The organism is Pseudoalteromonas sp. M8 (genome assembly GCF_018141365.1).
In the GTDB taxonomy this organism is placed as follows: Bacteria; Pseudomonadota; Gammaproteobacteria; order Enterobacterales; family Alteromonadaceae; genus Pseudoalteromonas.
In genome coordinates, this window is record NZ_CP047240.1 from 2,770,992 (window position 1) to 2,785,954 (window position 14,963).

Consider the following 14,963-nt stretch of genomic DNA (forward strand, 5'->3'; position numbering starts at 1 on the left):
TTCACAAATGGGATTGACACATGACCATGACACACAACCAATGGCAAGCATTACCCCAATTGCTCACTGAGTTTTCTAAACTTACCGAGGCGTTTATACAGTCTAGCAATAGCCGCCCAGTCGCAGGTCGAGATATTGCTCCGCCCGACCTAACACTCACAGAGTCAGGGATTGAGTTTGAATCACTGATAGAGATTTTTAGTAAACAAGTAGTTCCAAACTTAAGTACCAGCATTGGACCTAGGTATTGGGGATTTGTCACAGGCGGCGCGACACCTGTTGCCACCTTTGCCGATTGGCTAGTGTCAACCTATGACCAAAATGTCTCAAAAGGCGATGGCTCCATTGCGACCAGTATAGAGCGGCAGGCCATTCGCTGGCTAACCGAATTATTCGACCTACCAGCAAGCTTTGATGGTCTTTTTACTACAGGGGCGACAGCAGCAAATTACTTAGGTGCGGTCATAGCACGCCAGTTTGCAGGACATCAACAAGGGATCAATGTGGCAGAAGAAGGAGCCTTCGGTTTGGAAATTGAGGTTTTTTGCGCGACGCCCCACGCGAGTATGATTAAGGCGCTTGGTCTTGCAGGCCTTGGCCGCAACCAAATCACGAGAGTCGCAACGCAAGTAGGCAATGAGGCTACAGATATTGCAGCGCTTGAGTCAGCGCTTGCAACAAGTAACGCCAAAGGAAAAATTGTCATCGCCAGTGCCGCCACGGTTACTGGCACTAATTTTGATGATTTAATGCAGATCCGCCGTCTATGCGATAAACACCAAGCTTGGCTGCATGTTGATGCTGCATTTGGTATTTTCGAGCGTCTGGTCTCTGGCTCAGAAGGTCGCACTAAGGGGCTAGAGTTAGCCGATAGTATCACCTTGGATGCACACAAGTGGCTCAATGTACCATACGACTGCGGTATTTTTCTCACTCGTCATTTGCACTATTTGGTTGAAAGCTGCGACGTTCCAGCTCCTTACTTAGTCACATCAAAAGCCGAACCCGACTTTTTTTCGATGGGTGTAGAAAACTCTCGTCGATTTAGGGCGCTGCCCGCTTGGATGTCATTACTTGCGTATGGTAAAGACGGGATCCGTCAATGGGTAAGCAAAAATATTGCGCAAACTAAACAGCTTGCAGACTGGTTTGCTGATTCTCCAGACTATGAATTAGTCTACTACGGAGAGCTGAACGTGGTGCTTTTCAAGCCAAGTGGCAAAGACGACGCAGCAACAACCGCCCTTCTTCATGCCATTAATGCGGACGGCCGTATATTTGTCAGCCCGGGGAGTTGGCAAGGACAGAAGGTGATCCGTGCTGCGCTCAGTAATTGGCAAACGGAGCAAGTTGATTTAGACATAGCAAAAAGCGCATTAACCGAATTAGCTAAGGCGCTTTAAGATTATAATATTTGAAGTTAGCTAACGCTGTGATTGGGAGTAATACTTTGCGCCAATTTGCGACTGTATTCCTCAAAATCAATATTGCTTTGCTCACCAAGTCCAGCCACCGCATGAGAAATAAACTGCGGTGGTACAAATAGATAAGTACGTTTTTTAAATTTCCAATGACGCACGATGTGCTTGGGCTGATGCTTGTCTTCATCTAACCCAGCCAACGAAAATAAATCTTGCCAGTCACTCTCGGTATCGCCGGTCGACTGGGCAACGCTTTGTGGTTCGATACTGAGCAAAATTGCCGACGTTTGTGGCACGCCCATCAACAGCTCACCAATAAAAAAGATGCTACCACTGCGGCACAACTGCTGCTGCGCTTCCGTCATCTCAGATTGCTCTGCCATCTTCGCCCTTTGATATTGCATACCATTAAACATGGACTTGGCAAAAGGCAGCTGCTTTTCAGAAAACTCTCGATTTAAGACATGCTGAAACAACGCTTTGCCAAGCGTATTACCTACGCCATCGTGACTAAAAGTGCCTTCTTCCACATTGGTTTCTATGAAAAGCCCTGACTCTACCAAAATATTTTTCACAGCTTGGTAGTTAAATATTGAAAACGGCTTACCCGTCACCGGATTTGTTGTCGACGTCACCGCTTTTGTCATCGCAGCAAAAAACACACTAATATCAACGAATGCACTTTTTAAGTCAGTGTCAAAGCTCTGAATGCTATCCGCCGTTGCACACAACATGATATTACCCGTTTCATTAAACACATAATGTTTAGTAATTGGGGTATATATTGGCTTTGATTGCAGTTTTGACGGTTTATCTTGCTTGCTAAACCAAGTTGAGAACATTTTTTACTCCCAACATTAACTGTCCTTTTTAGTCGTTTTACTGGCTGCTGTGGTTTGCGGCGGTGCGGCTATGACACTGCGCATTGATTCAATCAGGTTATTAAACTCTGGATCTGACATCGCCTCATTGAGCGATGCCGCTTGCTTAACAAAAGCAGGAGGAACGAATAAATAAACAGACTTACAAAGTGTAAGTTGTATCTCCGTATGGCCCCCTTTTAAACAAGGGCCTGCTTGCCACACCGATTTGACATCATTGGCATCCGCTGAGATAACAATTGGCGCAATAGAAATAGCACCGAGTAAATATTCGCAAACAAAAATGATGGTGCCGACCTTTTTGTCTTGACTGTCGGAACTCGCACTAATACTTACCGAGGCTTGCCCCATACCAGCGATCATATCCATCAATGATTTACCTATGGAAGCTAAATTACCACTGAGCCCTAGTAAAGTTTGAATCAACTGGCTCGATAGTGTGACCCCTGTCTGTTTACTCTCAAACTGAATATTACTCTCTGTCACTTTGACAAAAAGACCTGAACTTGAGACTAATTTATTGAGCGCGTCATAGTCATATAAACTCGTGCCTGACTCTGCCATCGCCTTGGTTAAAGCAGCAAAAAATACACTCACTTCACCAAACGCATTTTCAGCTTCTTGCGGCAATACACTTCCACCTGCGGTACTGTTTAGCGTACTTGCGATAAATAAGTTGCCGGTGGCATTCACTACAAATTGTTTAGTCGCTGGCACTTCATTGCTGTTTGTCGTCGTTAAATTAGCGGCTCTGGTTTGTGCATTACTCACAACAGTGCCGGGTTGAGGTGTTGACATACTCGTTCCTTAGATCTTGGTCTAGCAGATATTCTTCTTATGTCGATTTAGTGTAGTCGCATTTTCAATTACTTAAAATTTACTTTTGTGATTTTTTACAACCCAACCTATGTCGTAAAAACAGCACTAAAATAAACTGGTGGGCGTACCCTGATGATGTAACAACTGCCACTTATCATTTTGCTCGACCCATAAAGATGATCGATAGGCATGCTCTGAAAGCGTGCCATCAGTGTTCCGCCATGCGGAGCGATAAGTAAGAAGCAAAGCGTCACTATTCATATAAGCACAGTGAAACTGCTCTGCTACTACCTCCCCATCTGGCCATTCTTCTTCATTCATTAAGCATAGGATCTGGCCTAAGTTATATTGGCTTCCAGAGCGTCCAACCTCAATAAATTGAGGGTGAAGGAGTTCGCGACACAGCGCCATATTATGCCTATTTTCTTTGCGGTGAAGCGCACACTCCTTCGCGATCACTTGCTTAATAATTGACGTTGAACACATCAGAGCAGGCTAAGGCTGTTTATCAAATACGATGACGCCCTCTGGGATGGTATACCAGTCTTGCTTTTCACTAACCCATGCATGGGCCGTCGGTTGAATAAGGCGAGTATCGTCCAAATTACTTGGTTTGAGTTTAATTGAATTCGGCTCTGCTGGATTAAAGTGGTAAATGCGATTGCCGCAAGTTGGGCAAAACTTAGCTCCGCTAACGTTACCGCTGTCAGCAGGGCGTCGCCATTCCTTCATCGGACCCGAAAATTCAATATCGTCTTTATCAACAATGGCTGTAATGCTAAATGCGCTGGTTGACAGTTTTTGGCAAGCCTTACAATGACAGGCGACCACCATTTTAGGTGCTGCTTTTAACGTGTAGCTTACTTCACCACATTGGCACGAGCCGTTAATTGGAAATGTCATAAAATATCCTTGCTTAAGTTCGGTCTAACTTCATTGGAACAAATCTAATACCGTTTTTCTGTGCTTCTTGCCCTGTCGCCTGAAAACCTAGCGCAAGATAAAACGATGCTGCATTAAGCGATGAACATAGCGAGATTTGAGCTGCGGATGTACTCGCTAACACAGTATCTAATAACTGCCGGCCAACCCCTTTACCTTGAGCTGACTTAGCAACAAATAAATGGGTGAGGTAGTTACCGTCTCTTAATAAAGCAAACCCGATCAGCTCACCGTTTATCAACGCCTTGGCACCGACAAAGTTGGCGTTGCACATGACTTGAGTTACTTCAGGTATTATTTCGTTTAGATAAGTGTCTTTGCCAAGCTGCGAAAAATTCGGTAAGACGTCAGCCTCTGAGACTTCACGCATTAACCTTTCGATGGCATCCGCATCCTCGCCCTGAATCGCATTGATGGTAATCTTCACTTATGACCTTTTGATTTATTGCGTGCTTACATTTCTGGCAAACATTATCCCAAAAAAGCAATGCATTGCCGCTAGGCTAAATATTAACTTACTTAAACTGGCATCGAAAAACCAAATGCCAATAGCAAATACGGGATGCATAGCAACCATTACCCACCAGCACACTCGGCCAATGTTGTAGAGTGGGTAGCCATGTTTCTTTTGGAAATTTAATAACCCAAACGCCCAAGGCAACAAAGTCCAGACAAGTGACATACAAAGCAATAGCGTCACAACAACCTTAATTAATACTTCCCCGAGCATCTATAACCCCTCAAGTGAGGTACGCAAAACCTCTTGAGGTTTAATATTGAGCCCATCGCGTCCAAACGCAAAACTATCTCGCTTATAGCGGGGGAAAATATGCAGGTGATAGTGGCTCAATTCGTTAAAATGCCCGTTGTTTTGCACCAGCGTAATCCCATCTGGGGAAAATTTACGCTCAATTCGCACATAAAGGTCACGCGCAACGCGGTGGATTTCAGCCAGTATGGATTCAGGGACCTGAAGAAGCGTTTCATAAGGGGATTTGGGGCAAATTAAGATATGGCCAAAGTTTATGGGGTCATGATCGGCAAACGCAATCACCTGCTCTGATTCATATACAATAACCGCTTCAATATCTCTAGCAACTATCTGTTCTACAATCGTCATCAGCTACTTCTCCTTAACCTGATTACATAGAGTAATGTACCTGAGCGACTCTCTTCCTGCCAGTGATATATTCTATTTTCTCCTTTGTTAAGTGAATAATTTTCAAGCCCAAATTAACTCACAACCTATTTAAACCAGTTACATTATTCAATGAATAACCCTACAAGGAATACAACATGTTAAAAACGTTAGTTACGGTGGCTTTATTAGCTTCTGGAAGCGTAGCCAGTGCCGCAAATCACGCAGCGACCCATCATGCGATTCATTATGAAGGACGCGTCAGTAAAAACTATGCCGATGGCAGTGTGAATTTTAATTGGCCGGGTAGCCAGCTGCATACTAAGCTCACTGGCCGTTCCTTTCATATCGAGTTGATGGGCTACGGCGATCAATTCGATGTACTGATCGATGGCAAATTCACAAAAAAGCTAAAGACCAACGCCAATGGAGTCGCTGAAACCTTCACGCTATTTGAAAGTACAAAGACAGAAACCGTCACAATTGAACTCGTTAAACGCTGGGAGCACTACGAACACAATACCCAGATCCTAAGTGTTGATGTGGACGGAAAATTAGACTCAATCCAGCAGCCACAGCCCCATATCTTATTTATTGGCGATTCAATTAGCGCAGGCTTTGGCAGTGAGTCCACTCAAAGACAGTGTGAATGGAGTGAAATTCTTGATTTAAGTAACGCGCGTAAAGCATTTCCGTATATGAGCGCGCAACAGCTGGGAGCCAGTTTTACCCAAGTTTCATACTCAGGTTTAGGCTTAATTCGAAATTGGAGCGGCAATCAACCACATCATACGTTGCGTAGTTACTACGACAAAATGTCAGCAGTATTTACCGACAACACTGACTTTGAAGACAAGTTTCCACAGCTTATCGTCATTGAAGTAGGCACCAATGACTTTAGTACCGATCCAACCCCTGCAGAGCCTTGGCAAACTATTGATGAAGTCAAAACGCAGTGGGTAAAAACGATGGTCGTTTTCACCAAACAGCTGCGTGCAAGATATCCTGCAGTCCCCATTATTTATATGCCTCGTCCGGCATATCCATATAACTTTATTATTCCAGCAACTCACGATGCAATTGCAAAGCTTAATCAGCAAGATATCAGTAAACTATACAGTCATACATTCGACTCACCATTAGAAGGCTGTGTGTGGCATCCAACCGCTTCAGAGCATCAAGACATTGCTGAGAAACTCGTTACCTTTATCAAGCAGCAAGCACTTCTCTGAGCATATGTTCAGCGTTATTCAGTGAGATTAAGCTCGATGTACTGAATAACACGCAAACCATTTACAAACTTTCACATTGTTTTTTATACAAAAATTCACAACAAAAATCAACTCACCCGCTTTAAAAACAAATTAATGAGAACGATTTTTATTTGTAAAAATAATACTTGTTGAGATTTATACTTTTTCAACACGTAAAGCCGGTACTTTGAACGACCTACATTAATTTTACTTTTCACAACAAAAATCACCAAGGATAACCTTTTGGCAATAACTCCCCTCTTTTCAAGCACGCAAAAACATGATTAAGATCGTTACGTTATAACATTTTTAAAAATAATCATTTGTATCAAATAAATGATGGTTCTTTTCACATTCGTTTTTGCAGTTGGAATAACAAAATGACAAGGTCACTCCTGACAGTTAGCGTGCTTAGTAGCTTATATTCTTCACTTAGTGTTGCCGAACAATCCATTGAAACAATTGATGTGCATGGCACTCGCGCGCCTCTTTACAGCACGAGAGACGTGAACGCTTCGGCGTTGGGGATGAAAGATCCACAGCTTCTTCCTATTTCCATTCAATCATTTTCTGAAGAACTGATCAGCAATCAAAGAGTAAAAACGCTAGGCGAAGTGCTTGCCAACGATGCTTCTGTTCAAAACACCTCAATTGGTACGGTTTTCGACTTTGTGAGTCTGCGTGGCTTTCAACTAGATTGGACTAACGGTCTAAGACGCGACGGTTTAGCGCTTGCCCCCTACCAAGATGTACCGCTAGAGAATATTCAGCGCATTGATATCGTTAAAGGCCCGTCAAGTCTCGTATCAGGCTTTAACAACCCCGGCGGTACCATCAACTATGTGACAAAGCGCCCTACCATGGACGCCTTTTTGGATGTCACAACAGAAGTACGTAGCCGTGGAGGAAAGTATTTACACATCGACCTCGGTGGGCCAATTTCCGAAGAGCAAACGCTCGGCTATCGTATTAATGCCGCAGCAGAGAAAAACGGTGACTTTACCGGTGGTGATGACTTAGAGCGCTATTTCTTTAGTGCAGCACTGGATTGGCAAGTCTCAGACCGCCTATTTATCCGATTAGACGGCGATTACCAAGACAAAAGCACTGTATCACAGCCTTTGGTAGGACTTGCCAGCGACCCCAATGATCCTGACCGTAAAATATTACCGCCCTATGTCGACACCAGTGATGTCTTGCTCGGACAACCTTGGGCAAAGTATCAAACCGAGTCATATAACCTTGCCGCACGTGCTGATTTTTGGTTGAACGACACCTGGCAATGGGTAAACCAAGCTGCGCTTTCTGGTAATGACAGGTTTACCGTTTTTCCTGATATCTACTCGGTTGATACACAAGGTAATGTGCTGTCTGCCGCTATCCACATTACCCCAGACGAAACGTATGACACACTCTCCGCACATAGTTTTGTCAGCGGTCAACTTACCACCGCTGCAATTGAACATGAGCTAGTCGTCGGCGTTAGTATTCGTGATTATGAGTCAAAGGATGGGCGTTGGTTTGAGTTAACCAACCCCGTTGGCAATATTTTCAATCCAATTCATAGCAGTAAACCGCAGTTCCCTGATTATCCAGAACCAACCAAAACTGAAGCCTCTGAAAGCGCGTTATTTATCACAGATACCTTGCACTTTAACGATGTATTTTATGCCACCTTAGGGCTGCGTCATATTCAATACAAAAAAGAGCAAACTCTACCTAGCCAAACTAAAACCACGCTAGACGACCGAACTTTTAATACCCCCATCATAGGTCTTAACTACAACCCAAGCGATCAGCTCGCGTTTTATGCCAGTTACTCAGAAGGCGCGGGGGAAGGCGGCGTTGCAGTCATCGGCAGCGGTGCAATAAACGAGGGCGAATCACTCGGCCCACAAGAAAGCGAACAAATTGAAGCTGGCATAAAATACCAAACGGACACCATGAACTACTCGATAGCCGTCTTCGAAATAGAAAAAATGTTGGAGTACCACAATCACATTACTAACTATTTCGTGCAAGACGGTGTCCAGTCACATAAAGGTATTGAGCTCAATGCTAGTGGTTCATTGGCTCACGGTCTTGCAACCGTAGCATCCATCACCTTGATGGACCCCAGCTTAGATAAGCTCGACGGCGAGCCCGCGCTTAATGGCAACACCCCAGCCAATGTGCCTGAATTTCAAGCAAATCTCTATGTCGACTATCAACTGCCATTTTGGGAGGCGTTAAGCATCAATGCGGGTATTTTCCATGTTGGTGAGCGCGAACAAAACGTCAATAACACGCTAAAGCTACCAGCCTACACGCGCTTCGACTTGGGCGCTAAATACCACTTTACTGACATTAACACCACGCTACGACTCAAGGCCGAAAACCTGTTCGACAAAGAATATTGGCTATCTGGCGGTGCCAAAGGCATAGACTGGGGAGTCGCTCCAGGTCGTGGCCGCACCTTTATCGCCTCATTAAGCGTGAGCTTTTAAGGATAATTCATGACTACACCTGTTATTCAAATCAATAACCTGCAAAAGCGCTTTGGTGAATACCAAGCGTTACAGGGATTAAACTTGAGCGTACATCAAGGTGAAATTCTAGCGCTGCTAGGCCCAAATGGTGCAGGTAAAACCACCACGATTAATTGCTTACTGGGCTTTTTACAACCGGATGCCGGGGAAATCACCATCGCTGGAATTAATCCACAACATGACGTAGTAACGGCAAGGCAGCAACTGGCTTATATTCCTGAACAAGTCGCGCTCTATCCGCGACTTAGCGGACTTGAGAATCTCGCGTATTTCAGCAAAATGGCCAGCATAGAAAAGACCGACGAGGCCTTTCGCACACTGCTCAGTGAAGTAAAACTGCCAAGTCACGCTGTAGACAAACCCGTTGCAACCTATTCAAAAGGGATGCGACAAAAAGTGGGCATAGCCATTGCCCTCGCAAAACAAGCCAAGGCATTGATCTTAGATGAGCCTACATCAGGTCTTGATCCTTCAGCCAGCCATGAATTTAGCCAGCTCATTCAGTCATTAGCAAAGCAAGGCGTTGCGATTTTAATGGCGACCCACGACTTATACCGCGCTCAAGAAGATGCTCATCGCGTGGCAATTATTAATCAAGGGCAATTAGTCGATACCTTAGTCTATGAACAGCTGCAAGAAGTCCAACTTGAATCCGTTTACCTCAAACATATCAAGGTGGGTGTCTGATGTTTCAAACGACATTAAAAAAGGAATGGCTCGATACCAAGCGACAGGGACAAGCTCTTTGGCTTGGAGGCATTGCAGTATTGCTGCTCTTGCTTGCCTGCTTGACTGGTTTTAAAAGCCACCAAAGCTATCAGCAAGCCGTCACGGAAGTGTCCCAATCAGAGCAATTACGCTGGTTAAATCAAGGTGAAAAAGGTCCCCATTCCGCCGCCCACTACGGTATTTATGTGGTCAAACCCACCACCCCATTGGCTGCACTCGACGCGGGATTACAAGCATACCAAGGGAATGTGTTGAGGCTTGAGGCTCATATTCGCAACGATAGCATGTTTAGAAGTGCGCAAGATAACTTGCCGATGTCACGTTTTGGTAGCTTATCACCCGCCTTTGTGCTGCAAGTCTTACTACCGCTATTGATTATATTAATTGGCTACCCACTACTTGCCCGAGAGCGTGAGCAAGGCACCTTAAAACAACTGCTCGCATCGGGCGCAAGCCCAGCTAAGTTGTTTATCGCCAAATGTGCGCTGCTTTTTGCTATTTCTTGCTTATTTTTATTGCCTGTCGCGCTTTTTTTACTTTATAGCCAAGTAACAAGCGCGGAGCCTCATACACTCAGAAGTGGGCTATTTTTACTATTTTATTTGGTTTACTTATTGCTTTGGTCGTTACTCACCACCACGCTTTCAAGTTTACTTCCAACGGCAAGGCGCGCATTGGTAGCGCTATTAACCATTTGGGCCCTTACAACACTTTTACTACCAAAACTGGCGATGAATATCGCAACCACCATTCATCCGCAAGGTTCAGGTCAAGCGTTTCAAGCAAAGCTTGAAAGTGAGGTTTATACCGAGGCACGAGTTGAAGCAATCGCAAAGTTCAAACAACAAACATTAACTCAATATGGTGTTAGCAATGTGGAAGACTTGCCCTTTGACTATGCCGGAGCGCAGCTCCAATTTGGTGAACAATACGCAGATAAAATCTTTGACCGCTTATTTTCAGCGCGTTTAGCTCAACTAGAAGCGCAATCACAAAGCTATCAACTTGCAGGAATGTTAACGCCGTTTATCGCGATACAAACGCTGTCGATGGCCACCGCCGCCAGCGACTTTACCCACCAGCAAGCATTTGAGAATGCGGCAGAGCAGCACCGCCGCCTGATGCAAGAGGTGCTTAACTTTAATCAAAGAGATCACGGTCACAAGGCGGACGGACATTACACCGCGGGCGAGGAATTATGGCAGCAGATCCCAAAGTTCGCATTCCAATACCCCAATTTCATTCGTTACCTGCCTCACTACGTTATAAGCCTGTTTAGCCTGAGCTTTTGGTTGATTGCGCTGGTGTTATTGAGTTTCTTCTCGATTAAAAAACTGCGCTTGGAGGAGCAAAGATGAAACGCTTAATGTTAGCTACTGAGTTTAAAAACCTCTGGCGAGAAAAACTCGTACTCGCGCTGTTTGTGACCACTACCATGCTTGCACTAGTGGCATTTTTTAACGCCCATTACTTTGCTAAAAAACAGCATGACGTGGTACTTGCCGCACAGCAAATGCAGCAACAAGCCATCCAAGATGCCAAAGCTGGATTACCCGAAAGACTCGCCAGTACAGCAGACTATAAATGGTGGGAAGACCCATACGACCTGCGCGGGCAGGCTTTTTACTTAATGCAAAATTACGCCACCAAAACCCCGCTTGCAACGTCGCCAATCGCAACAGGGCAAGCCGACGTATTACCTTACTATTTTAAGATGCTAATCAAAGAAAAACAGCACATCGTTCATCAATATGACTATGTTCATCCGCTATCTCTGTTGTTAGGCCAGTTCGATTTAAGTTTTGTGATTGTCTATTTACTGCCATTGCTCATTATTGGCATTTGCTTTAATGCCTTGGCAAGTGAACGCCAAGATGGGCAGCTAAGACTACTGATGCTTCAAGGAGGCAGTGCGACCCGCCTTCTGACCTATCAATTATTGCTGCGAAGCGCGTTAATTGTGCTGCCATTTTTAAGTATTAGTAGCCTGCTTTTAATAACAATACGGGAGCAGCTAGGGGTGGTTGAACTGCTGAGCTATAACCTTATCGCACTATGTTATTCTGGGTTTTGGATTGCCTTAACCGCTTGGGTAAATAGCAGAGCCAAAAGTGCAGCAAACAACGCAGCGACCTTAGTCACCTGTTGGCTTGCCTTAGTGATTGTGGTTCCAGCTTTGGTCAATACCAGCATCGCTTTGCTTGACCCAACCCCTTCACGAATTCACTATATAGATAGCCTCCGTGCCGCTAGCGACGATGCCCAAAAAGCGAGTGAAAAGACCTTAGCTCAGTATTTTCAAGATCATCCAGAACTTGCGAAGAATGGCAGTGGTTCCAGCGATTACGCAACCAAAAAAATCGCCACCATTAATTCTGTTGAACGCGCAATGGCGGCCGAAGATTTACGCTTTTTAACTGCGCAACAAGCACAGCAACATAATGCACAAAAGCTACAGTATCTCTCCCCTGCACTCATCGCACAAACACTGCTGGTTGATTTAGCGGGCAATGGATTAGCACGTCATCACGCCTTCATGGCGGAAGTTGAAGCTCATCATCAAGCACTACAAGGTTTCTTTGCCAGCGAAATCGCCAAAGCCAATCAAAAAGGAGACTTTGCTCCTTGTGAGGGTTGTAGCGCAAAGCCAACGCTCACGGACTTAGCTGATATTCCTCAATTTAGCAGTGACTTTGCCACACCAGTGAACAACTACACGCCATTAATCTGGTTGCTGCTACTAGCAGTCGGCCTGCTTCTTATAGCAAAACGCCGTGTCAACAAGATAGACAGTGCAAACAACAAAGAGGTGTTAGTCGTATGAGTGATGCCTTCACTGCAAAATTGCATCCGCAAACGCAGAGCCTGCTCGCGGAGCACCAAGCCAAGTTATTTGAATGGGCGGCAGCATTGGGAGCGCCGCTACATTTAGTGTTTCCTCAGCGTTTTGCGGAAAATATCGAAACCCTGCAAGCTAACTTAATAAAGCTCGGGCTTGAACATGAGATTTATTTTGCCAAAAAAGCCAACAAAGCCCAATGTTTTACTCAAGTCGCGTCCAATCACGATATAGGAATAGACGTGGCTAGTGTGCAAGAGTTTGAACTTGCCCTAAGCGGTGGTATTCAAGGTGTAAAAATTGGTGTATCTGGTCCGCATAAATCAGATGCACTACTTAGCTTAGCACTTGTGCATCAAGCACTTGTCGCCATAGATTCAAGTGCTGAGTTAAGCTCCATCATTACACTGGCCCGCCAGCGAAAGCGCCCAGCGCGAGTGCTACTGCGTTTACAAACACAACCAACTAAAGCCTCACGCTTTGGTAGTTCACTGTGCCAGCTTACGCCGCTATTAGCACAGTGCCGAGAATACAAGGAATGGGTAAGCTTAGAAGGATTTAGCTGCCACTTAAGCGGGTACTGCCCACAAGCACGTGGCGAGAGTATCCATACCTTAGTCGGTGCAATAGACGAGGCCAAGCAAATGGGGCTGTCGCCATCAAAAGTGAATATTGGCGGTGGCCTGCCCGTCTCCTACTTACAGAATGAGCAGTGGCAACAAGGCTTGGACTTTGAATGCTTTTTTGCAGATAAAACCTTTGCAGGATTTTATCCCTACCATAACAAACAAAGCCCTGCGGACACCTTACACGCTATTTTGGCAGTGAAGAACGCGCATGGACAAACCGCATTAGCGGCATTACGCCAAAGGAACCTTACATTGATGCTTGAACCTGGGCGCGCACTGCTCGACGAGGCTGGCATTAGCTTGTTTAAAGTGCAAGGGACAAAGCCGCACCTAGGCACATCAGACTGCCATATCGCCACACTTTCGGGCTCAAGCTTATCACTGTCAGAACAGTGGTTTGAAAGCGAATACTTGCCGAGTCCGCTGTTACTCACGGCACATTCAAACCGCAAACAAGGAACGTATCGCGTGGCTTTTGGCGGCGCAACCTGCCTAGATAACGACATGATAAGCTGGCGGTTTATCCCCTTGTCGCAACTACCGCAGCGCGATGACCTAATGGTTTACCTCAACACTGCAGGATATCAAATGGATTCAAATGAATCTGAATTTCACTCTATGCCATTGCCACGAAAAATCGCCGTAACGTGGGAGCACAACAGACTTTCTTGGCAACTACTTAGCTAGAAAAACCCCAACAACACAACGTAAAGGAGCCTATTTATGAACATAAATGTGCAGCATTCGCTCGCCTCGACATTATCCCTAACCCCCTATTTAAGGGTTTCGCAAAGTATTGGTAATACCCCGCTAATGCAGTTTTTAAGTCTACCAAACGGTAGCAAACTGTTCCTTAAACTTGAGCAATTTAACCCCACTGGTAGCGCTAAGATCCGAATGGCGAAGTCTATGTTAGATGAAGCAGAAGCCAGTGGCCAACTGAAGCCAGGTGGCTGGGTCGTTGAGTCAACTTCTGGCAATACCGGCGTTGGTCTTGCGCTGCTTGCGGCGGAGCGTGGCTATCGCTTTACCGCACTTGTGGATAACCATGCGGCAAAAGAGAAAATTAGTAATATGAAAGCCTTTGGCGCGGAAGTGATCTGCGTTAGCGAAGCTGGAGACGACAGCCTATCTACTGATATTCGCGATGCAATGGCCGCGAAGCTGGCACAAGAGCAAGGCGCATTTTGGACCGCCCAACACAATAATTTTGCCAATAGCCGCGGTTATACAGGACTTGCGCAAGAGGTCTTTCATGAACTTGGTGAACACATTACTCACCTTGTCGGTGCGGTTGGCACAGGTGGGTCGCTATGCGGCACAACAAGGGCTTTGCGCGACTTAGGTTGTCATCACCTCACAACGATTGGAGTTGAACCTGTAGGGTCTGTGATTTTTGGTGGACCAGGACTGAATTATCATCAGTCAGGAACGGGGACGCCGGAAGGCGCTGAGATAGGTCCCGTTATTGAGTATGAACTTATCGACAAAGGCGTGAAGGTATCTGACAAACAAGCGTTTAATACCGCCAGGTACCTTGCCAAGCACTACGCCCTAATGGTCGGTGGCTCGGCAGGTGGGGTTATATACGAAGCGCTACAGGCGTTAAAAACCGCCCCCGCCGATAGCTTATTTGTGGTACTCGTTTGTGACGGTGGCGAGAAATATCTCGATACGGTATTCAATGATGATTGGATGGCAAAACACGACCTTATCGACATTAACATCGAGCAAGAGCTCGATGACCTATTAACGCAATATAAACCTGCCGCGAGAGCCTAACC

At 45.5% G+C, this 14,963-nt stretch carries 15 protein-coding genes; 8 read left to right on the forward strand and 7 right to left on the reverse strand.

Annotation, left to right across the window (positions count from 1 at the left end; translation table 11 throughout):
* Positions 1 to 20: 20 nt before the first annotated feature.
* Positions 21 to 1,403: a pyridoxal-dependent decarboxylase gene (locus GSF13_RS17175; protein ID WP_211866484.1), complete on the forward strand. Its 1,383-nt coding sequence runs from the start codon at positions 21 to 23 to the stop codon at positions 1,401 to 1,403.
* 17 nt (positions 1,404 to 1,420) lie between these two features.
* On the opposite strand, the gene GSF13_RS17180 is transcribed toward GSF13_RS17175, so the two are convergent.
* The 7 genes from GSF13_RS17180 to GSF13_RS17210 all read right to left on the reverse strand — a co-directional run bounded on the left by GSF13_RS17180 (position 1,421) and on the right by GSF13_RS17210 (position 5,183).
* Complete coding sequence (locus GSF13_RS17180) at positions 1,421 to 2,263, reverse strand: hypothetical protein (RefSeq protein WP_102057051.1); 843 nt, start codon at positions 2,261 to 2,263, stop codon at positions 1,421 to 1,423.
* Positions 2,264 to 2,278: 15 nt separating this feature from the next.
* Entirely contained in the window at positions 2,279 to 3,100 is an 822-nt protein-coding gene (locus tag GSF13_RS17185; RefSeq protein ID WP_010605150.1) for a hypothetical protein, read from the reverse strand.
* Between the two features lie 126 nt (positions 3,101 to 3,226).
* The gene (locus GSF13_RS17190; RefSeq protein ID WP_102057052.1) at positions 3,227 to 3,607 is read right to left on the reverse strand and encodes a DUF4440 domain-containing protein; all 381 of its coding nucleotides are present in this window, start codon (positions 3,605 to 3,607) and stop codon (positions 3,227 to 3,229) included.
* Between the two features lie 9 nt (positions 3,608 to 3,616).
* Positions 3,617 to 4,024, reverse strand: coding sequence for a GFA family protein (locus GSF13_RS17195; RefSeq protein WP_010605152.1), 408 nt, complete (start codon positions 4,022 to 4,024; stop codon positions 3,617 to 3,619).
* 13 nt (positions 4,025 to 4,037) lie between these two features.
* On the reverse strand, positions 4,038 to 4,490 hold the full coding sequence (locus GSF13_RS17200) for a GNAT family N-acetyltransferase (protein WP_174170080.1): 453 nt from the start codon (positions 4,488 to 4,490) through the stop codon (positions 4,038 to 4,040).
* A gap of 15 nt (positions 4,491 to 4,505) precedes the next feature.
* The gene (locus GSF13_RS17205) at positions 4,506 to 4,793 is read right to left on the reverse strand and encodes a hypothetical protein (RefSeq protein WP_174170079.1); all 288 of its coding nucleotides are present in this window, start codon (positions 4,791 to 4,793) and stop codon (positions 4,506 to 4,508) included.
* A complete protein-coding gene (locus GSF13_RS17210) occupies positions 4,794 to 5,183 on the reverse strand; it encodes an HIT family protein (protein WP_010605155.1) in 390 nt (129 codons plus the stop codon).
* Between the two features lie 176 nt (positions 5,184 to 5,359).
* Here GSF13_RS17210 and GSF13_RS17215 point away from each other — a divergent pair, with 176 nt between their 5' ends.
* The 7 genes from GSF13_RS17215 to GSF13_RS17245 all read left to right on the forward strand — a co-directional run bounded on the left by GSF13_RS17215 (position 5,360) and on the right by GSF13_RS17245 (position 14,961).
* Positions 5,360 to 6,433, forward strand: coding sequence for an SGNH/GDSL hydrolase family protein (locus tag GSF13_RS17215; RefSeq protein ID WP_211866491.1), 1,074 nt, complete (start codon positions 5,360 to 5,362; stop codon positions 6,431 to 6,433).
* A 401-nt stretch (positions 6,434 to 6,834) separates the two neighbouring features.
* A complete protein-coding gene (locus GSF13_RS17220) occupies positions 6,835 to 8,940 on the forward strand; it encodes a TonB-dependent siderophore receptor (protein ID WP_211866493.1) in 2,106 nt (701 codons plus the stop codon).
* 9 nt (positions 8,941 to 8,949) lie between these two features.
* Positions 8,950 to 9,669, forward strand: a complete 720-nt coding sequence (locus GSF13_RS17225) for an ABC transporter ATP-binding protein (protein ID WP_039497249.1) — start codon at positions 8,950 to 8,952, stop codon at positions 9,667 to 9,669.
* Positions 9,669 to 11,069, forward strand: a complete 1,401-nt coding sequence (locus GSF13_RS17230; RefSeq protein ID WP_102057057.1) for a DUF3526 domain-containing protein — start codon at positions 9,669 to 9,671, stop codon at positions 11,067 to 11,069. Before GSF13_RS17225 ends, GSF13_RS17230 begins: the two co-directional genes overlap by 1 nt.
* A complete protein-coding gene (locus GSF13_RS17235) occupies positions 11,066 to 12,535 on the forward strand; it encodes a DUF3526 domain-containing protein (protein ID WP_211866495.1) in 1,470 nt (489 codons plus the stop codon). Before GSF13_RS17230 ends, GSF13_RS17235 begins: the two co-directional genes overlap by 4 nt.
* The gene (locus GSF13_RS17240) at positions 12,532 to 13,866 is read left to right on the forward strand and encodes an alanine racemase (RefSeq protein WP_211866497.1); all 1,335 of its coding nucleotides are present in this window, start codon (positions 12,532 to 12,534) and stop codon (positions 13,864 to 13,866) included. Before GSF13_RS17235 ends, GSF13_RS17240 begins: the two co-directional genes overlap by 4 nt.
* A gap of 36 nt (positions 13,867 to 13,902) precedes the next feature.
* A complete protein-coding gene (locus tag GSF13_RS17245) occupies positions 13,903 to 14,961 on the forward strand; it encodes a cysteine synthase family protein (RefSeq protein ID WP_211866499.1) in 1,059 nt (352 codons plus the stop codon).
* Positions 14,962 to 14,963 lie beyond the last annotated feature (2 nt).